The 18,574-nt window shown below is 39.6% G+C and carries 21 protein-coding genes and 2 pseudogenes; 5 read left to right on the plus strand and 18 right to left on the minus strand.

Translation table 11 applies throughout. The annotated features are described in order from the left end of the window. Positions 1 to 114 precede the first annotated feature (114 nt). The 5 genes from ACIQ0C_RS08240 to ACIQ0C_RS08260 form a co-directional block, all read right to left on the minus strand. Positions 115 to 861 (minus strand): LytR/AlgR family response regulator transcription factor, encoded by a 747-nt coding sequence (locus ACIQ0C_RS08240; protein ID WP_403058903.1) that lies wholly within the window; start codon positions 859 to 861, stop codon positions 115 to 117. Beyond that, positions 833 to 2,617: a LytS/YhcK type 5TM receptor domain-containing protein gene (locus ACIQ0C_RS08245; protein WP_403058905.1), complete on the minus strand. Its 1,785-nt coding sequence runs from the start codon at positions 2,615 to 2,617 to the stop codon at positions 833 to 835. Before ACIQ0C_RS08245 ends, ACIQ0C_RS08240 begins: the two co-directional genes overlap by 29 nt. Before the next feature lie 278 nt (positions 2,618 to 2,895). Further along, positions 2,896 to 4,011, minus strand: a complete 1,116-nt coding sequence (locus ACIQ0C_RS08250) for a GerAB/ArcD/ProY family transporter (protein ID WP_403058907.1) — start codon at positions 4,009 to 4,011, stop codon at positions 2,896 to 2,898. A gap of 16 nt (positions 4,012 to 4,027) precedes the next feature. Beyond that, positions 4,028 to 4,261 (minus strand): hypothetical protein, encoded by a 234-nt coding sequence (locus ACIQ0C_RS08255; protein WP_403058909.1) that lies wholly within the window; start codon positions 4,259 to 4,261, stop codon positions 4,028 to 4,030. Between the two features lie 6 nt (positions 4,262 to 4,267). Further along, the gene (locus tag ACIQ0C_RS08260; RefSeq protein WP_403058911.1) at positions 4,268 to 4,420 is read right to left on the minus strand and encodes a hypothetical protein; all 153 of its coding nucleotides are present in this window, start codon (positions 4,418 to 4,420) and stop codon (positions 4,268 to 4,270) included. A gap of 559 nt (positions 4,421 to 4,979) precedes the next feature. Here ACIQ0C_RS08260 and ACIQ0C_RS08265 point away from each other — a divergent pair. Together ACIQ0C_RS08265 and ACIQ0C_RS08270 are read left to right on the plus strand one after the other, a co-directional pair. Next, positions 4,980 to 5,300 carry a YbjQ family protein gene (locus tag ACIQ0C_RS08265; protein ID WP_403058913.1) on the plus strand — a complete coding sequence of 107 codons (321 nt, stop codon included), beginning with the start codon at positions 4,980 to 4,982 and terminating at the stop codon, positions 5,298 to 5,300. Continuing rightward, on the plus strand, positions 5,300 to 5,527 hold the full coding sequence (locus ACIQ0C_RS08270) for a hypothetical protein (protein WP_402838390.1): 228 nt from the start codon (positions 5,300 to 5,302) through the stop codon (positions 5,525 to 5,527). Before ACIQ0C_RS08265 ends, ACIQ0C_RS08270 begins: the two co-directional genes overlap by 1 nt. 98 nt (positions 5,528 to 5,625) lie before the next feature. On the opposite strand, the gene ACIQ0C_RS08275 is transcribed toward ACIQ0C_RS08270, so the two are convergent. From ACIQ0C_RS08275 to ACIQ0C_RS08300, 6 genes are all read right to left on the minus strand, one after another. Beyond that, positions 5,626 to 6,087, minus strand: a complete 462-nt coding sequence (locus ACIQ0C_RS08275; protein WP_403058915.1) for a carboxymuconolactone decarboxylase family protein — start codon at positions 6,085 to 6,087, stop codon at positions 5,626 to 5,628. Between the two features lie 84 nt (positions 6,088 to 6,171). Further along, complete coding sequence (locus tag ACIQ0C_RS08280) at positions 6,172 to 7,041, minus strand: RNA polymerase sigma-70 factor (RefSeq protein ID WP_403058917.1); 870 nt, start codon at positions 7,039 to 7,041, stop codon at positions 6,172 to 6,174. Positions 7,042 to 7,258: 217 nt separating this feature from the next. Then, positions 7,259 to 7,963, minus strand: coding sequence for an LptM family lipoprotein (locus tag ACIQ0C_RS08285; protein ID WP_403058919.1), 705 nt, complete (start codon positions 7,961 to 7,963; stop codon positions 7,259 to 7,261). A gap of 344 nt (positions 7,964 to 8,307) precedes the next feature. Next, positions 8,308 to 8,484: a hypothetical protein gene (locus ACIQ0C_RS08290; protein WP_164855090.1), complete on the minus strand. Its 177-nt coding sequence runs from the start codon at positions 8,482 to 8,484 to the stop codon at positions 8,308 to 8,310. A gap of 238 nt (positions 8,485 to 8,722) precedes the next feature. Beyond that, entirely contained in the window at positions 8,723 to 8,977 is a 255-nt protein-coding gene (locus ACIQ0C_RS08295) for a LysR substrate-binding domain-containing protein (RefSeq protein WP_403058921.1), read from the minus strand. A gap of 101 nt (positions 8,978 to 9,078) precedes the next feature. Continuing rightward, a complete protein-coding gene (locus ACIQ0C_RS08300; protein WP_403058923.1) occupies positions 9,079 to 9,975 on the minus strand; it encodes a LysR family transcriptional regulator in 897 nt (298 codons plus the stop codon). A gap of 134 nt (positions 9,976 to 10,109) precedes the next feature. On the opposite strand from ACIQ0C_RS08300, the pseudogene ACIQ0C_RS08305 reads away from it, so the two are divergent. Next, a pseudogene (locus ACIQ0C_RS08305) lies at positions 10,110 to 11,092 on the plus strand (DMT family transporter). A gap of 10 nt (positions 11,093 to 11,102) precedes the next feature. Beyond that, positions 11,103 to 11,246: a hypothetical protein gene (locus tag ACIQ0C_RS08310; protein WP_403058925.1), complete on the plus strand. Its 144-nt coding sequence runs from the start codon at positions 11,103 to 11,105 to the stop codon at positions 11,244 to 11,246. Positions 11,247 to 11,536: 290 nt separating this feature from the next. On the opposite strand, the gene ACIQ0C_RS08315 is transcribed toward ACIQ0C_RS08310, so the two are convergent. The 5 genes and pseudogenes from ACIQ0C_RS08315 to ACIQ0C_RS08335 all read right to left on the minus strand — a co-directional run bounded on the left by ACIQ0C_RS08315 (position 11,537) and on the right by ACIQ0C_RS08335 (position 16,689). Further along, positions 11,537 to 13,441 carry an endonuclease MutS2 gene (locus tag ACIQ0C_RS08315; RefSeq protein ID WP_403058927.1) on the minus strand — a complete coding sequence of 635 codons (1,905 nt, stop codon included), beginning with the start codon at positions 13,439 to 13,441 and terminating at the stop codon, positions 11,537 to 11,539. Between the two features lie 720 nt (positions 13,442 to 14,161). After that, a pseudogene (locus ACIQ0C_RS08320) lies at positions 14,162 to 14,665 on the minus strand (amidohydrolase family protein); the annotation flags it as partial. Positions 14,666 to 14,681: 16 nt separating this feature from the next. Continuing rightward, positions 14,682 to 15,746, minus strand: coding sequence for an ABC transporter ATP-binding protein (locus ACIQ0C_RS08325; RefSeq protein ID WP_403058929.1), 1,065 nt, complete (start codon positions 15,744 to 15,746; stop codon positions 14,682 to 14,684). A gap of 15 nt (positions 15,747 to 15,761) precedes the next feature. Continuing rightward, positions 15,762 to 16,550: an ABC transporter permease gene (locus ACIQ0C_RS08330; protein ID WP_403058931.1), complete on the minus strand. Its 789-nt coding sequence runs from the start codon at positions 16,548 to 16,550 to the stop codon at positions 15,762 to 15,764. Continuing rightward, entirely contained in the window at positions 16,456 to 16,689 is a 234-nt protein-coding gene (locus ACIQ0C_RS08335) for a hypothetical protein (RefSeq protein ID WP_403059033.1), read from the minus strand. The genes ACIQ0C_RS08330 and ACIQ0C_RS08335 overlap by 95 nt, the downstream gene beginning before the upstream one ends. An 80-nt stretch (positions 16,690 to 16,769) precedes the next feature. Between ACIQ0C_RS08335 and ACIQ0C_RS08340 the strand changes: the two genes are divergently transcribed. Beyond that, positions 16,770 to 17,207: a MurR/RpiR family transcriptional regulator gene (locus ACIQ0C_RS08340; RefSeq protein ID WP_403059027.1), complete on the plus strand. Its 438-nt coding sequence runs from the start codon at positions 16,770 to 16,772 to the stop codon at positions 17,205 to 17,207. Between the two features lie 120 nt (positions 17,208 to 17,327). Here the strand turns inward: ACIQ0C_RS08340 and ACIQ0C_RS08345 are convergent, their stop codons facing one another. Both ACIQ0C_RS08345 and ACIQ0C_RS08350 read right to left on the minus strand, forming a co-directional pair. After that, positions 17,328 to 17,777: a YfmQ family protein gene (locus tag ACIQ0C_RS08345; RefSeq protein WP_403058933.1), complete on the minus strand. Its 450-nt coding sequence runs from the start codon at positions 17,775 to 17,777 to the stop codon at positions 17,328 to 17,330. Between the two features lie 351 nt (positions 17,778 to 18,128). Continuing rightward, complete coding sequence (locus ACIQ0C_RS08350; protein WP_403058935.1) at positions 18,129 to 18,323, minus strand: hypothetical protein; 195 nt, start codon at positions 18,321 to 18,323, stop codon at positions 18,129 to 18,131. Between the last annotated feature and the right edge of the window lie 251 nt (positions 18,324 to 18,574).

Genomic DNA, 18,574 nt, shown 5'->3' on the forward strand with positions numbered 1-18,574 from the left:
GTAAAAAAATGATATCACAATGTAAGCGAATTCAATGGGTTTTCAAGCTATAATGCAGATATCGAGGGATGGACTGCATTAAGAAGAAGATAAAATGCAGAATTATGAAAATTTTTAAAATCCGATAAGCTGCTTTAGCTCCTTCACATACGTCCGGCTAACCGGGATGTTTGATCCGTCACTCATAATGAGATTATAAGTCGAGTTGAACCAAGGCTGTATTTCGGATATATGGATGACATTCACGATAAAACTGCGATGCACCCGTAAAAATGAGCGCTTATCGAGCTTCCTTTCAAGCACGATGAGAGGGTCGCCGATTTTATATTCATTTTCCCCCGTTTTAATGATCGTCTTTCCTTCCATGAGTCCTATGAACAAAATATAATCCCGGTCGATCAAAACGATCCGATCATCTATCTCTACAGCCAATTTACCTGTCTGTTCCACCGCCGTTCTGCTGGCGGGAGCTGCTGTCCCGGATTCGCCTTTCCCGATTTGCCGCTGCTTCATGAACTTATCCAAAGTTTGACGTATCCTTTTTTCATTAAATGGCTTTAATAAATAATCAAAGGCATATAACTCGAAGGCTTGGAGGGCAAACTCATCATAAGCGGTCGCAAAAATGAGCGAAGGTGCGGGGTCAAGTTCCGCCAATTGCTTAGCCAGATGCAAACCATTGCCATCTGCAAGCTCAATGTCCAAAAAGACAAGTTCTGGTTTAAGGCGGGAGATATCCCTCATGGCATCTTCTATCCCCTCGGCCTCACCCACGATTTCAACTTGCCTGCTTCTCTTCAATAGATATTTCAATTCATCTCTTGCCAGTGGTTCATCCTCTACGATAAATGCTTTCATCATCGTTGCCATATGCTCCTTTTTCGTTGAGTGGTATTGATATTTTCACTTTTGTACCGTGTCCCGCTTCACTTTCGATCGAGAGGCTGGCCTGACCTTTATAAATCCCTTCCAGCCGTTCACTTATATTATGAAGGGCCGTTCCTGTACCCTCTGCCGATTCTACAGCATGTTTGCCCAATTCATCTATTCTCCCGCTTGAAATCCCTTTTCCGTTATCCTCCACAACAATGTGCATGGCATCTTCTTTAAAGTATGCGTGAATGATGATTTGACCTTTGTTTTTCACATGTGGAAATGCATGGTGTACCGCATTCTCAACAAGTGGCTGCAGCGTGAATGGAGGGATGAGAACTTCCTTAAGCCTTGGCTCAATGCGATAGTCGATATGATATTTATCTGGAAAACGCGCCTGCTCCAGTGATAAATAAGCGTTAACATGCTCTAATTCCTTTTCTAGCGGCACCAGTATTTGACGGGCACCTTGTAAATTAGAGCGAAAGAAGGAACTGAGCTTCTGCAATAAACTTCTTGCCTTCTCGACATCCGTCCGGCATAGAATGGATATCGTGTTGATTGCATTGAATAAAAAATGAGGGTGGACCTGTGCTTGCAATGCCTTAATTTCAGCATCTTTCAATAATTTCGTTTGCATTTCCGCTTTCGCGAGTTCCAATTGAGTGGAAAATAGTTTGGCCAATCCTTCAGCCAGCTCTTGTTCCACTTGGCTTAATTTATCCGGATGCTTGAAATACATCTTCAAAGTCCCGACCGTTTTCTGTTGGACCTGCAACGGCAGGACTACGGCCGCTTGCAATGGACATTGATCATGAAAACAATAAATGTCCTTTTTTGTTTTGGCCACGATGATTCTCCCTTGTTCAAGGGCTTTTTTCGTTAAGCCTGTCGCTATCCCCACCTTAGGGACATGGTGATCAGACGCAGCACCAACATGTGCAAGCACGCTATGTTCATTGGTAATGGCCACTGCATCGGCTTCAGTCAGCCCCAAGATGATTTGGGCTATTCTCTTGCATGAAGTTTGATTCAGACCTTGCCGGAAAAAAGGCAAAGTCTGATCCGCAATCAGGAACGCAAGATTGGTTTGCACCGCACGCGTCCGTGCTTCTTCCCTTGTGATCGACTGAATGATGAGCATGAATAATAAAGTCCCGAACCCGTTGATGATGATCATGGGAAGCCCGATTACTTGTACGAGCTCCCACGCCCTTTCAAATGGTTTTGCCGTGACCAGGATGATGCCCATTTGGATCGCTTCCAATGCCATGCATATGGGAAGGGCAAACCAAGGGGTGATCGTCCCAATCTTTCGTCGACTTTTCCCCAAAAAACCCGATAAAACCCCAGCCAAAATCGCAGCGATCGCACAAGCCCCCGCCGTAAAGCCCCCGAGAAAATAGCGGTGAAGCCCTGCAATCAAACCTACTCCCAACCCAACAAAAGGTCCTCCCAGCAAACCGCCGATAGCCACGCCCATAATTCTTGTGTTGGCAATCGCGTTATCGGGAGCAATCTTAGCATGCCAATCACCCTCCGGCATGGCATGGTTCCCGATTTCGATTCCTGTATAGTTACTTATGATGCCGAATGTTCCAAAAAGTGCGATAAACATGATTTTCTTCGACATTTCATGTTCATGGCCTATCATTTGCCGAAATGGTTTCATATAAGAAAGCAGGAATGCAGCAATTACGATGATCCCCACTTTTTCAAACAGCGACGGTAATAAATCAACCAAAGCATTCACCCCATTTCTGGCTTTTTCATTCATCTTACACTAGCCATGAAATCCTTGTCGAATTTTGTTTTTTCGATTCCAAGAACATGGAAAAAAACAGAGGGACCATATCGGAGAAAATGCTAGAAGCGGCAGAACTATTAGATAGGCGCAGGGGACAATAAAATGCTGTGTCCCGGCATGATTCAATCTAAAAAAAAGCCTATAAATACCAAGGCTTTTTCAATAGGAGGAAATCATTTTTTCCGATTGACCAAAGACAGTAATTGAATTATTCATTAACATCCTTTGGCCGCCTTTGAAATAGAACGCTTTTTTTTCAATATTCCCATCACTAACAATAACACGGGGAGAAGAAAACAAATGGTTAAGGAAAAGGGCGTCCATGCTTTTACAGTAAAGTTTTGACTATGTACTGTATTTGGATGTGTAATGATGGAAAAGGCAAAAATTAAAATGGCTAATGGGAAATGAAGAATTTTGTGATTTTTCAATCCCAGTACTTGAGCTAACCCCAGAGACAGTCCATAATAACCAATCGTTAGCTTGAAATACACGGAAAGAATCCAAATGAAGGCTACAGTGACTTCAATACGTTCCAAAAAACCACCAACACTCATCCTCTTTCCTAATCTATAAGAAGGATGGTTTTGTAGCGCGGTTATATCAATACCCAATACGAGGATAGAGAAAATAATCACTAATAATAGAATGAAGCCTCCTAATAATGTTCCTCGATAAAAGTTCTTTTTCATTTCATCCTTTTCATTTACATAGGGCATGATCATTAAAAAGAAAACGAGCTGTACATACGGGAGCGCTAAAGTGTGATAGGAGCCCTTAATAATCGGTTTCATGCCTTCTTCAAAAATAGGTTGTATATGTACTAATTTGATTTCAGGGATAAGAAGTAAAAATAACATGAAAAGCATGAATACTATCCAAGGAAAAAAGATCAATGCAGTCCGGCTGATGACTTCCAATCCTAATCGTACACCGATTATGGATGATAATAAAAAAAGAATCATAATGATTTCGATAGGTGTTCCAACCAAAATTTGTGTCGTTGAAAAACTCCCTATTTCATACAATAAAGCAGACAAAAGGTACAAAATATAAAAAAGAAAGAGCAGTGCCGAAACTTTCCCAACCCATTTCCCCAATATTTTTTCATTAACTTCGACATAAGTCTTAGAAGGATAAATCGAGGCTAATTTATTATATAAGAAAACAAAACACAAACTGACGAGGGTAGTTATTATATAGGAAATCCAGGCATCCTGCTTTGCTAAATTGACAAGCAGCGCAGGAACATTAAGTATCGAACCTCCTATCGTAAATATGATGACCAATATAAGAAATTCCCCTGAGCTAATTTTGCCTTTCTCGAGCATGATCAGTAAATACCCCCTAAGACAGAATCCGTTCCATGAAAGATACGAAGGGATTATAAATTTTTGTTATCCAGTCTAAGGGATTAGGAATGGTAACATCTTTAATTAATAAAATACTCAACGTCATACCAACTAAAAGCAATAGAATAAAGGCAGAGATTTCCCTCCAGCATTTATTTTTAAAAAGTTGAGGTATTTCAAAATATGAAATAATAGCTCCAGTAAACACGGTTCCAATGATCGCCCACATTGATCTTTACTCCTCGACTTCTTTTTGAAAGGATTTTGTTATGGTGCCCAAATTGCGAATCTTTGCTTTAACGGTTACATTCACTTCCAAATCTCCGAATTGATATCCACCTTCTGTTTTACCAATTCCCAAGGCAGTAACGATGGCAAGTTCATTCAACTCATTGCTGCCCCAACAGCCGGGCAGACATATGAACGTTACGGTTATGTTTTCACCCTTGATGAAAATATATCCATTTAAATGAAATAATTTGTAATGAATTCCTTAAAGCTTCTGTCCCACTAAGTTCTGCTTATCAGCTATTTCTTTATCTTTGAAACCTTGAGTTATATTCTTGATTATCCGCAATTCAACTTCATGTAGTGGTTCCCGTTGAAGAAGGAAAAGGTGTGCAATCAGCATCATAAATCTACACATATATAACAATCAAAAAACAGCAGTAAAAAACACGAATAAATTTAATCCCATTTCTTTTCTACGAAATGGGATTTTTTATGCTTATTCGAAATATGTTACGTATTAAAGAAGTGAAATTCCTATAGTATAGGAAGGATAAAGCTTATATTATGTTAAAATTTAAAGGAATGGTATTATTATTGCGCGTAATTATTGGGTGATAAACTGTTAAACTCCATGCGAACTTGAATCATTTGTTTATGCCTTCAGTTTTTCAAGTGAAGTTTTAAATAACAAAGTAAATAAGGCGGAGGCGATTAATGTGTTGGTAGTTACCACAGAAAAAATTGAAGGTTACAAAATTATAGAAGTAAAAGGACCTACCTTTGGTCTAATTGTAAGAAGCAGAGGGATTGGCGGCGATATCATGGCAGGGTTAAAATCCCTAGTAGGTGGAGAGATCAAGCAATATACAGCTATGCTTGAAGATTCAAGAAAAGAAGCTATGGACCGTATGATAAAAAATGCCAATGAAATGGGTGCAAACGCAATTATAATGATGAGATATGATTCTGGGGAAATCGGTACAAATATGAGCGAAATTGTTGCATATGGAACCGCCGTCATTGTGGAGAAAATATAATGAAATTCATCATAGGGTACTATATATTACAAATTATTATAGTTATCTTATGCATATTACTTGGATACTTTATCTATGATAAACGGTTTAAACGCAATCACGGTGTAAAAGTTCCTGATGGATTTCAATCGACAGATGAAATGAATATAGACCCTGTGACTGGAGAAAAAACAAGGGTGTATTATAATCCTGATACGGGTGAACGCTTTTATAAAAAAGAAAAATAATAAATAAAAAGCCACGTTTCTATACAAAAACGTGGCTTTTTGTTGTTTCTACTGTAACGGAACCCCTTGCAACCATACAAGGGGTTTTAATAACAAAATTATTTTTCCATTACAGGCTTATAGTGCCCTGGTATGCTTTGGGCTGAAATGGCCAATCGGTTCCAGCCGTTGATTGTGATGATTATGGTAATGAGATCGATATATTGTTTTTCATCAAAATGAAGGCGGACCCTCTCATACAGTTCATCAGGTACACCGTTTGCTGAAATGGCCGTGACCGCTTCCGTCAATTCCAGCGCTGCCCTTTCCGAATCAGAATAGAATGGGGTTTCACGCCAAGCACTCAAACAGTAAATTCTTTGTTCCGTTTCACCCATTGCCCGGGCATCCTTTGTGTGCATATCCAAGCAGTACGCACAGCCATTGATTTGAGACGCGCGAATTTTAATCAATTCGATTAATGTGCTATCGATTCCCGTTGTTTTCTTGTACTCCTCCAATCCCATCATTAATTTGACCACTTCACGATTTGTCTTCATGTAGTTAACCCGTTGTTCCATGTCTATCTCCTCCATTAAATCTTTTTCGGTTCCACTTATAAGACAAAATAGAGGTTTGATTTGTGACATCAAAAAAGAGAAACCTCAATCTATTAAAGGAATATGTTTTAATTTATCGGGATTCGAAACAATAAAGATTTTGCGGATATTTTTTTGTTTTGGATTTAATTCAAAGCAGATGACCTTGATAGGCTTTCCTTCTTTCATTTGCACAATTCCTTCCTGACCATTGACCATCACCGGAAGAAGTTCTCCTATGAAGCCTCCTTTAGCGGAAACTCCTTTAAGAAAGGAGGATACGCGCTGTTTGTTTACAATTGGATTTAATGCAGAAAGCACTTTTCCACCGCCATCAGTAACAAGGACAACATCTTCTGTAAGAAGATCCAAAAACTCTTCAAAGTTACCTGTCGCAGATGCTTTTATGAATTTTTTTGCCAAAGTATCAACATGTTTGGTATCCTCCGAATGGATTGGCATATCATTCTGTAATTTCCGCTTAGCGCGGCTGTAGATCTTTCTGCAGTTCACTTCATTCTTTTCCAGCATCTCCGCGATATCTTCATAGCTGTATGTGAATGCTTCCCTAAGCACGAAGACCGCTCTTTCAACAGGTGATAGCTGTTCCAGCAAAACGAGGAAGGCATATGCAACCGTTTCATCCGTTACAACCTTATCTAGAGGCTGATCTGTTTCGTTAACCCGGGGTTCTGGCAGCCAAGGCCCTGTGTAAACCTCTCTTCTCTTACGGGCTGATTTTAAATAATTAAGACAGCGATTCGTCGTCATTTTCGCAAGATATGCTTTCATGTCCTTAATTTGGTCGGGATCCAGCTTAAGCTGCAGGAATAAATCATGAACGATATCTTCTGCATCGGTAACAGATCCAAGCATCCGGTATGCGATGGAAAAAAGAAAAGGTTGATATGTCTTATATAATGTATCCAACTCCACTTGCTTCACCTATTTTCTATCAAATTCAGTTTTCGAGAACCTATGACCCTTTCCATAATTATTCTCTAAGCCAATCATTTATCCTTCTTCACCTGATTAATTCAAACAGCATAAAAAGAGCAGTAAAAGAGCTGCTCTCAGACTGTAGATAAACTAGCTCCCTACCGTTCAACAGGATTCCTTTTTATGCCCCCCTTTTTGTTTGGATACTCATTTATCAAGGTGCTTCATACCATACGATATCATCAAACATTTTTACAACCCTCGGTATGAAGCCTTCTTCATAATCTTCCGGGTATTGAACGATCGCATAGTAAACGCGGTCGCCATGTTGAAAAACCGACACTGTACCCAATATTGAATAATTACTGCCCTTCTTACTAATGTCAAATTCAACCTCAGACCAATCAAATCGGTTCGGCGTATTATCAGATCGCTGTTTAATCTCAAAGTCATTGCTTATCACAACTTCCCTCGCAAACTCTGCCTGTTCTTCTATTGTCGCATTCGTACCCTCCCTTTTGGAAAATATCTGAACTTTGGCATCCTCATTTCTCTTGCCTGCAAAATTTGCAAAAACAATCATTGCATCTCCTTCACCAGAACTAGCCTCTTCAACGACCATGTCATCCACGATGTAGGTTGAGAATCCCAATGCCTGACTATGATGAAGCGTGAATTGGAATGGTTCTTCCATACCTTCTAATATGATCGTATCCGTTTTCGTATTTGGCAGATCTTTTGCCGGATCATCAACCGATTCACCTGGAGGATCTTCATCTTGCCCGTCGGTTTGCTTAGGATTATCATTTGGCTTTTCTGAAATTGTCGGAGATTCCTTGCTTTCCTCCTGGACTCCTTTACAAGCACTAAGTCCAGTTACCAAAAAAACGGCTGCCAAAATCAACAATATCTTTTTCATTGGAACCCTCTTTTCATGTGTTTTAACAAATTATTATACGGTCCCATATGGAAAAAAGTTACACTGCCCTTCTGAAGTATCAGACTTTATCGACTAAAAAAAGATCAATACTCCACTCTTTCCGAAAAGGAAAAATATGAAATTGATTCACTTTTGATGCGTTTATATCTTTATTTAACTAAACTATTCGATAGATAGTTTGAATAGGGAGTACTTATTAAAACGAATTTGAATATATGATAATATAAAGAATCGCACGTCAAAAGGCCGCCAATTGGCGGCCTTCATAACTTCCCTTGCCTTACTACTAATTTGAAAAATAAATGTTCATGTATCGTTTATGGTTAAGATCCAATGCTATGTTCTACTGCAGTATCCCAACTAGGAAAATAATACAATGCATTTTTCATTAACTCCGGATCTGACTTCTTTACCTCTTTCTTTCGAGGTGGCTTCCCTTCTTTTTCTACCAATGCAGAAATTTGATTCACGACTTCTTCAACACTCATATTTACTTCCATCTCTGTTCCCTCCTTCTTGCTATTATTTATATATTTTCCCAATTGGTGGAAAGTAATACAATTTTTCTTTAGCTAAACTGAAATCATCGTACAGACAAAAAGCCAACGAAATCGTTGGCTTTTTGTCTAAATAATTCACAAATGCTTTTTCCAAGTATTCTGCATCATCCATATAATAAGACAGGGACCCTCCTCGGCGCTCTTTCCCGCAGGAGTTCCAATCAACTGGAATATTTTTTCAAAAAAACTGTAGGCAAACTGACTTTTCTGGAGTTTGTCTGTACAGTCTGAAAGGAGAAAAATAACTATCTTTTACAATCGCAACATCAATCTCACCTTGCATAAGCAATTCCATCATTTCCATACTGAAGCCCGTAACAACATTTAAATGGAACATAGGACAATTAACCATGTACTCTTCCAAATTGAAAGGCAGGTTATAAAGTCCAAAATGGCTGCTTATACCTAATTTAAATATTGTAAAATTAAACAATCTTTTTCATCCATACGATTTCCCCACCCTTAATAGTTTCACAGCCTTTTCAGGGGTTCCTCTATCATTCTATGTAAAGCGATTTGCTGCTCCCCCTTCCTTCATATTAGCTCAGGAGTTGTTTCTGGATTTTGCTTAAAGCGGTTTTCATGATGAGCTTCAATCGTTTGCAAGAAGCTTCGCATGGAGTTTGTCATATAAGCATCTTTACGGTGAATGAAGACAGTCGAGATATTGCCGTATTCTTCCGGAATAGCATGCACGTGCACTTTTTCATTGGCTGTAAGGTGTTTTACCGCCGATTGTGGTACGAGGGTAATGCCAAGGCCGAGTGTCACGCTGGTTAAGATCGTTTCCAATACATTGAACTCCATGATCCTTTTTGGCATCACTTCTTCTTCCCTCAGCCATTGTTCCAGTTTAGAGCGATAGCCGCACCCCTGACTGAATACTAAAAATGGTTCTGTTATGATTTCTTCAAGGTTGAATGTTTCATTTCTTGTAACTAATACAAGTTTTTCTGTACATACATCGTATGGCTGAATGAGCGGATGTTTAATCGGTCCTGTAACAAAAGCGCCATCCAGCCTGTGTTCAATGACATCTTTAATTAAGTCTTCTGTTAACCCAGCCTTTATGGATAAATCGACATTTGGATACTGTTTATGATAGGAGGCTAGAATCTTGGGAAGATCGCTGACCGTTTCAACTGTACCGATGTTCAATATCCCTGTAGGTGTTTCACTATCCAGGAATACTTGCTTGAGTTCTTCCACATCAAGCAAAATTTTGTTTACATACTCCAGCATCTTTCTGGCCTCTGCAGTTAAAGACATGCCACGTTTATGTCGATTGAATAAAGGCGTCCGTAACTCCTGCTCTAAATGCTTAATCCTCGCCGTTACATTGGATTGTACGTAATTCAATTCAACAGCCGCCTTACTTACGCTGCCATATTTAGCGACGCACTGGAATATTTGCAAATCCCTCATTTCCATAAAATTGACCCCCTTCCTCAACTATCATTAATAATGATGATTATATTCATTTTAAGTCATTTTACATGATAATGACTTTATCATAAGGTGTGTATAGGAATTAAATCAATCATTATTTTTGAGGGGAAGCTTTTATGAAAAAAAATCAAGTTTTAATCGGTGCACTTTTATGTTTGACTGCCAGCATTTCTTGGGGAGCAATGTTTCCAGTTGCAGAAAGGGCCCTAATGTATATTGATCCTTTTTATTTCGCTTTTTTGCGATATTTAGCTGTTAGCGTAATTTTAGGGATATTGCTTTTCATTAAAGAAGGTAAGAAGTCTTTTAGCCTGGAAGGGAAAGGAAAGAAATTATTGTTTTTTGGGACGATGGCGTTCACTGTATACAACTTTCTCATTTTCGCAGGGCAAGATTTACTGGGACATAACGGGGTAATCGTTGCTTCCATCATGGAATCATTAATGCCCATGATTTCAATTTTAATAATGTGGGTTTTCAAAAATGCCAGACCGATGAAGTATACCGTCGCCAGTATGTTCCTTGCCTTGATAGGGGCCATTCTTGTCATTACCAATGGCAACTTATCATTTGTATTTTTATTGAAAGATAGCATCATCCCTATCCTTTTCATTCTTATCGGGGTTATAGGGTGGGTTATTATACGATGGGCGGCAACCAATTTGATCGATGGTCAACACTTCGCTATTCGACTTTAACATGCATTTTAGGAACAGCAGTATCAGCAATCATAACATTCCTCGCAACTGCAATGGGCCTGTCTGTCCCTACGGCAGAGGTTATGCAATCCATTTATGGCGAGATGATTTTCATGATTATTTTCCCTGGTGCCATAGCCCTTTTAAGCTGGAACTTAGGCATTAAACTTTTAACGCCGATCAATGGAATCCTATTTATCAATTTAGTTCCAATAACCACGTTGGCCATCGTTTTTATCCAAGGAGGATCACTATCATCATACGAATTACTGGGAACTTTTTTAGTGATATATGGTTTGATTCAAAACAATTATTTTCAAAGAAAAAACTTGCCTTCCCAGGTTGAGAAAATGAATCCAAGTGAAAAGAATCATCTAATTAAAGGTACACAACATCAATAGGAGGGCAACAATGGATTTATTAACGATTATGCTAATCTTTGGATTGGCTGTACTTTGGGAATTGGCAACGATTAATAAGAATGTGAAAAAGCTGAATGAGCAAAATGCTGAATTGATTAATTTATATAATGAAAAAAGTAATTCAATAAAATAATACAACGCAAAAAAGCCCGTCATATAGAGAGGCTTCAGACTGTAGTCAAACTCGATGAAAATCGAGTTTGATTACAGTTTTTTTGCTTGCACAAATTTGGACGTTGATTTCCACTTCAGGCACTCGCTTTCCGCGGGCGGTCCGGGAGCCTCCTCGGCGCACTTGCGCCTGTGGGGTCTCCCTTGGACTCGCTCTTCCCGCAGGAGTCTCGCACCTTCCGTTCCATTCAACTATGTTTAAAAGTTTGGATAGAACCCTTTTTGCCTACAGGCTTTTTTGCGAAGATCGTACTATTCACCAAGCTTCTTCCGGATATCCGCCGCTACATTCTTTAATGCCTTTTTTGATCCCCGCTCTAAGTCGTGGTTCAATTTCCTTTCTTTGTAGCTGACAAATAAAGAATTGAGATCATAGCCTTCAGGATATAAATCGACGGCCTTTATTTCAAGCTCGAGCCTATTGGCATGAACTTCCTTGAAGGTATCTTCGAAAAGTACGACGACATTATTGAAGGAATCCTTTTTCTTATAAACGATCGCGTATCCATTCAGATCGCTTACCTTCACTTTATCACCGACTTCAAATTCATAAGATGATTCTTTAGGAACGGCTGCTGGCTTCGCTTTTTTGATTTTGCCTTCCTGTACACGCTCCAAGTCGTAGTCTTTATTTTCGATATAGAGCTTTGCCTTTTGCAGAACCTTTTCACGGACATTCATTTTTTGGGCTATCCACAGGGCATTGCTTTCCCCGGATTGACCGATCAACAGCTTATATTTGGGCTCTAGTGTTTCACTGTTGAATTGCATGGCCGCATTCATGAAATCACTGTGAATTTCCGAATAGCGCTTGATTTCACCATAATGGGTCGTCGCAACAGTTATGCAGCCCCTTTGATAAAATTCCTCAAGGATGCTAATCGCCAATGCTGCTCCTTCATTCGGTTCCGTTCCGCTCCCGATTTCATCGAACAGCAGCAAGGAGTTATTGGTTATCGCCCCCATGATTTCCGAGATGTTTTTCATATGCGACGAAAACGTGCTCAGTGCATTTTCAATGCTTTGATTATCACCGATATCGACGAATACTTGATCAAAGACGGCAAGCTCCGTCCCCTCTTTCCCTGCAACATGCAGTCCTGACATGACGGCCAATGTAAGGATGCCGACCGTTTTCAGAACGACTGTTTTCCCCCCGGCATTAGGGCCTGTAATGATCAAGCTGCGATAGTCCTTACCGATTTCAAAATCCAAAGGTACGCTGTCTTGCGGCAAAAGGGGATGTTTACAGCTCGTTAATTTAATATAACCGTGATCATTGATTTTCGGTTCGATGGCATCCATGCTTTTACTGAATTTGGCTTTAGCAAAGATCATGTCATATTGACTGATTAACTCGATGTTTATCTTGATCGGTTTCAGCTGTTCGAAAACCGTTCCGGATAATGTGGCCAATAGTTGATACTCTTCCATCGATTCTTCCGCTTTTAAGCTTGCCAATTCTACATTCAATTTCGTAACAGAGGCAGGTTCAATGAACACGGTAGCCCCTTTTGCGGATACTTCCACGATCGTTCCGGCCACTTGATTTTTGTAGGAGGCTTTGATCGGGATGGTGTAGCGGTCATCCTTTTTACTGATGAAAAATTCCTGAATGAACTCTTTATTGGCTCCGCTCTTCAAGAACTTATTCAGCCGTTCCTCTATTTTACTTTCTGTCTTGATGATTTGGTTCCTGATCCGTTTCAGGTCCTTGCTTGCTTCGGAAACAACAGCATTTCCCTTTATGGTGAATTGGATTTCTTCTTCAATGCCCCTGAATTCAGTCATGGAGCGGGCATAGGAATGCAGTGTTGGTGCAAAGAACTCTTTATCGGTCATGAATTTCTTGATATTCCTGCAGCCTCTTAGGAAGTCTGCTATCGCCACTAACTCTGACGGCTCCAAAATCATTCCTTTTTCCAGTTTGTCGATATGGAGGCCAATATGTGAAATGCCTTTTAAGGGAATATGGCTTTCCGCATTCAGTAAGTTCCTTGCCTCCGTGGTCTCGTTCAAACGATTTTTAACGACCTTCAAAGTGCTGCTCGGCTTAAGCTGATCCAATAACGCTTTTCCTAAACCGCTTACACAATGTTTTTTCACCATTTCCTTGAGTTGGATATATTGTAATTTTTCATAAGTCATTGTATTCATCTAATGATCCTCCTTGAATGAGTGAGTGATTAAAGTTCCCGAATCCAAAAAATGCCCGCAATGGTCCCCCTACCTTTACAAATGAACAAGCCATTTGAGTAGAAAGCTCCTGCGGGCATCGGCCTTATCCATGGATAAGTACCTAAAATCGATAACAAATTGGGCAGCTCGAATAGACCTGCGTACACAAAAAAGCATGATAGGACAAATCCTACCATGCTTTTCGCCGTAACACCTGCATGTTACACGATTTATGGAAAAGGAAGCAGTCTTAAGGTAGGTATCCACAATGCAGAATTGCACTGTGAAAAAAGGCATACTTAATCCACTGACATATCAGTGATTAAATACCTTATTCAACTAAATTAGTTGATACCTACTCCCGACATAAAACACCACACCTTTTCTTAGATTGGAATTAACATACCATATCAGTAAGAAAGAGTCAATTATTTTTTTGACATTTTCCAAATTTTCATTAATAGAGGTGATGTAATGGATCATTCTATTCAAGCGAAAAGTAAAGCTGTGACCTACCACTCTATCCTCAGTTGCCCCTCTATTTTATCATATATCCCCTATAATAGTAATTATATGTAAATAAACAAGTCCAGCTAACATTTGATGTTAAGGCATTAAGAAAAGGGGATTATCCATTGGATAATCCCCTTTTCGTTTTAAGCTTCATCACTCATTATGAGAGGGACTGTTTTCCCTTCGTTCAGTTATGACCTCATAGTAATTCATGATCTCGCCAAGACATATAATGTCCTCCGTTTGCATCAATTCGTCAATATCATCTATTTCGATAGAACCGCCTGTTGTTTCCATCGATGTGGCTGGAACGGAACTCGGGATGGCATAAAACATATCCGCTACGCAATCTTCACTTGCTTTAATCATTTCCTTCACGCCGGAAATGCCGAAAACATTGGCCATTTCATGCGGTTCCGGCACGATCGTCGTCACGCCATTTTTGATTAACCCGTAGGAAAAGGTCGCAGGCGTCACCATCGTACTTTCAATGTGGAGATGGATATCGATCAGACCTGGAACCATATACTTCCCCTGTCCATCGACGATTCTCTCCGGCTCGAAAGCATCCAATTCACGTTCTCCAATATAATAGAACTTACCATCCTTGATGGCTGCATTCCCTTTAATGAATCTTTTAAAATAGCTGTTAAACACGTTGATATCCCTTACAAGCATATCCATTCGCATAACTTCCCCCCCTAAGCTAGTCAACAAGCACCATCTGGTTTCTCGGAATTTCAAGGATGATTTCCTGACCCGTCCGATAGCATTCCGCCATTTCCTTGTTCACAGTGAAATCCCCTATTGGAGTTTCAACGACATATTGATAGCTTCTTCCCAGATAGGTACTTACCTTGACTCGGCCAGATAAACTATTTTCCTGAACAGCTCCCGTGTTATCTTTTTCCCTGATCAACAGATCGTCCGGCCTGATGGCTCCTATTTTTCCCGTTGAATTGGTCATCTGTGGATCCTTGTGCAGTACAAATGAGTATCCAGATTTGTTCAGTTCAATTTTACCGTCATGATCCGTCCGCTTATCGAAGTCAATGAAGTTCTTGAAGCCGATGAAGTCAGCGACAAACTTGGTTTCAGGATATTTGTAAATGGTCGCAGGGTCACTAAGCTGTTCGATGATCCCTTTATTCATGATCGCCACCTGGTCGGATATCGAAAAGCATTCTTCCTGGTCATGGGAAACATATACCGTTGTAATCCCCAGCTCTTGTTGGATACGGCGAATTTCGACCCTCATATTCACCCTTAAGTTGGCATCAAGATTACTCAATGGCTCGTCAAATAAGAGGATGTCCGGCTCAATCACCAGCGCCCTGGCAATCGCGACCCGCTGCTTTTGCCCTCCGGAAAGCTCTTGGGGATATCGTTTTTCAAAACCTTTTAAATTAACGATCTCGAGCACATTCATTACTTTTTTTTCGATTTCACTTTTAGAATTCTTTCTCAGACGGAGACCGAATGCAATATTATCGAATATCGACAAATGCGGAAATAATGCATAGTTTTGGAACACAAAGCCAAAATTCCGCTTGTTGACGGGCACTTTCGTATAGTCCTTTTCCTTGAATAAAAACTTCCCTTCGTTCGCCTGTAAAAACCCGGCAATTAAACGCAGGGTCGTCGTTTTCCCACAGCCGCTCGGGCCAAGAAGGGATACCAGTTTCCCTTTTTCAATCTCTAGATGGAAATCTTTTAATATATTCTGTTTGTTATATGCTACAGATATATCTTGTAAAGTGAATAAAGCCACCCATCATTACCTCCTTTATCGTTTTGTGAAATAAGACAATCCCATGAGCCGTTCTACTATAAACATGAAGAAAGCCGTTATGAACATGAGCAATACGGAAATGGCCGAAATGGTAGGATCGAAGTAGTTCTCCACATACGTCAGCATCTGAATCGGAAACGTACTTACCCCAGGGCCAGTCATATAAACTGAAATGTCTACATTATTGAAGGATTCCAAGAAGGCGATCATGACTGCCGCCAGAATTCCTGATTTTATATTCGGGAGGACGACTGTAAAGAATGTGCCCAATTTACTCGCTCCGAGACTCTCCGCCGCTTCTTTAATGGAAAAGTCAAAGTTTGATAAGCTTGAAGAAATCACACGGATGATGAACGGCAGCATGATAACAGTATGTCCCACAAACAGGGCCGTATATATCGGAAGCTGATAAGTCCCCACAATATAACGTAAAAACGCAAAGCCCAGCACAATTCCCGGTATTAATATGGGAGAAACGAAAAATGCATTAATCACGCTTTTCCCTTTGAAATCAAACCGGCTTAATGCATAGGCAGCCGGCACTCCCAGTAACAGTGCCAAAAGGTTGCCTGCCAGTGAAACAAGGATGGACGTTTTAAAAGCGACCAAAAACATTTCCACATTAAAAATTTTTTCGTACCACCTTAAAGAAAACTCTTCCGGCGGGAACTTCAAAATATTTCCGCCTTCAAATGACGTAACGGATATGATAAGCAAAGGCCCTAGTAAAAAAAGGAACACCAGGAGAGTAAACAGGGCCAATCCTCGATTTTTTTCCTGCATACACCTCTACCCCTTTGGATTTAATTTTTTTGCCAAACCCTACATTATGCTTCTTTTCAAATGGCTCATAAACTTCAGGACGGAAGAAATCATCGGCGAATCCCCAAGTATCCACATCAAGAATCATTTTTTTCTTCATCAAGCACAACCATTACGCGTTTCTGCCAGAAATTAGCCTTTTCTGGGTTTAATGAGTTCAGGCATGAGTTAAAAAGATTCGTGGATCTCCAGAATACGCCGAAAAACATGAAGAACATCAAGCAGGTGGATTATTTCGCTAAACTGTATCAAGATCACTTAGGTATCATTGATAATACCTTTCATATAACGACATATGACAATATCCAAAAAGCTGTATCTTTCCTTACAAAGGCAAATAAGATTCATGTATATGGAATAGGAAGTTCAGGTATAGCGGCCCAGGAGTTCAAGTCCAAGTTTTTTCGAATCGGCTTAACTGTCGAAGCCATTACAGACCCCCATCAGTCCATGATGGATGCAGCTTTAAGTAACGAGAATAGTGTTGTCATCGGCATTTCCATTTCCGGAACGACGAAAGAAGTGATTTCTGCAGTTAAAATCGCAAAGAAGCAAGGCGCATGCATATGGGACAAAACATCTCTCCATTGCTTCCGCTACTATTGCTTTTTGATTTAATATATACAGAGTTGGTAGCTAAAGATTATAAAAACAGGATAAGCATCAGGGAAAAGACTTTAAAGGTATTAACCGAGACAGACTGACTTTTGGCCGATCCGTTAAAAACTTTCTTTCCTTTTAAACTAAATTCCTTATTACTGGCATGTAACGTTCTTGAAGGCTTTCGGAAAGAAGACTATACGCAACTACTTTATTCTTGTACTGTTTGACTACATCCACGTGGTCGTTGTAAATGTACACATATAATCTAACATCGTTTTTTCCTCTTTTTACATCAATTATTATTGGAGTCCCGCTGTTCTCTGGATGTAAAAACAATTTCTCGTTCCCGGGGAAAATATGATTTTTTTTCAAAAACTTAGCTTCGTTAAAATAATTAAGCACTTCAATTTTATCTTCACCTTCCAAACGTTTTCCATTAAAGGTCACGATTGCATCCGTGTCACTAATTTCTGAATGCATTTTAAATTTGCTCATAATCCAATTCACTGCATCGGTCGGAAGACAGGTAACTAATAATTTAAGCAAACTTAAGATAATTGTCAAAATCAATACAGGCCATGTCATATTTGATCATCTCCGCTACATTATTATTTAATGATTAAAGTAAAGAGGCGGTCAGTTGAAGTGACCGTTCTATTAACGTTTCATTTTTAGTTAAAAGTTGTACTTGAAGGAGGGCACAAAACATAATCACCCATTTATTTTTCGTTTAAATTTTTTATCCATAAATGTGCCGAAAGGATTGTTCACTCAGCTTACAAAGGTGATTTTTTCAAGGTATCGATCAGATTCTTTCCGTTCATATTCCAGCCACATTTGTGAAAAAATTCACATTTCCACACAAATAGAGTATGACTTTGAATAACTCGTCAATGCATTTTAATATACTATTATAATAATCATTCATGTGATATCTTAGGCTGATTTTATTACGAAGTAGATGATGCCCACAGTTAATACTAGGGCGAGACCAATGTAAATATAACTAAGGTTCAACAAATTCCCTCTCGTAGCTGCAGAATAATCACTATCACTCTTCCCCGCTAATGAAAGGGTGCCAACCAGGGCAACTAAACTAATGGATACTACTAATATTACACTTACCGTCATGAATCAACGCCTCCCAATATTATTATCTATTTTTGAACCATCTCAATCATTCCGATTCTCATCGTATATCGCAGTGTAACTACATAAAGATCGTGCTTAATTTGCATGTCAAAATGACAGGTAGATCGCTCTTCGTGTTTACTGAGTAAATATATTAGAAAAAGCCTTCTTCTCTATAATAAAAGAACAACCAATTTTAGGACCATCCAATCAAGTGAAATTTCCACCATCCACTTGTTGAATTCTTTCGT

The organism is Peribacillus sp. NPDC096448, assembly GCF_044762675.1.
Lineage (GTDB): Bacteria > Bacillota > Bacilli > Bacillales > DSM-1321 > Peribacillus > Peribacillus frigoritolerans_B.

Coding starts and splice junctions, on each gene's coding strand:
- ACIQ0C_RS08250 (WP_403058907.1), bottom strand. CDS start 4,011: ATGCTCGAGAAAGGCAAAATTAGCTCAGGGGAATTTCTTATATTGGTC.
- ACIQ0C_RS08270 (WP_402838390.1), top strand. CDS start 5,300: ATGAAATTCATCATAGGGTACTATATATTACAAATTATTATAGTTATC.
- ACIQ0C_RS08345 (WP_403058933.1), bottom strand. CDS start 17,777: ATGACATGGCCTGTATTGATTTTGACAATTATCTTAAGTTTGCTTAAA.
- ACIQ0C_RS08240 (WP_403058903.1), bottom strand. CDS start 861: ATGATGAAAGCATTTATCGTAGAGGATGAACCACTGGCAAGAGATGAA.
- ACIQ0C_RS08290 (WP_164855090.1), bottom strand. CDS start 8,484: ATGGAAGTAAATATGAGTGTTGAAGAAGTCGTGAATCAAATTTCTGCA.
- ACIQ0C_RS08255 (WP_403058909.1), bottom strand. CDS start 4,261: ATGTGGGCGATCATTGGAACCGTGTTTACTGGAGCTATTATTTCATAT.
- ACIQ0C_RS08330 (WP_403058931.1), bottom strand. CDS start 16,550: ATGCAGGAAAAAAATCGAGGATTGGCCCTGTTTACTCTCCTGGTGTTC.
- ACIQ0C_RS08350 (WP_403058935.1), bottom strand. CDS start 18,323: ATGACGGTAAGTGTAATATTAGTAGTATCCATTAGTTTAGTTGCCCTG.
- ACIQ0C_RS08335 (WP_403059033.1), bottom strand. CDS start 16,689: ATGAAGAAAAAAATGATTCTTGATGTGGATACTTGGGGATTCGCCGAT.
- ACIQ0C_RS08315 (WP_403058927.1), bottom strand. CDS start 13,441: ATGAATACAATGACTTATGAAAAATTACAATATATCCAACTCAAGGAA.
- ACIQ0C_RS08275 (WP_403058915.1), bottom strand. CDS start 6,087: ATGGAACAACGGGTTAACTACATGAAGACAAATCGTGAAGTGGTCAAA.
- ACIQ0C_RS08300 (WP_403058923.1), bottom strand. CDS start 9,975: ATGGAAATGAGGGATTTGCAAATATTCCAGTGCGTCGCTAAATATGGC.
- ACIQ0C_RS08310 (WP_403058925.1), top strand. CDS start 11,103: ATGGATTTATTAACGATTATGCTAATCTTTGGATTGGCTGTACTTTGG.
- ACIQ0C_RS08285 (WP_403058919.1), bottom strand. CDS start 7,963: ATGAAAAAGATATTGTTGATTTTGGCAGCCGTTTTTTTGGTAACTGGA.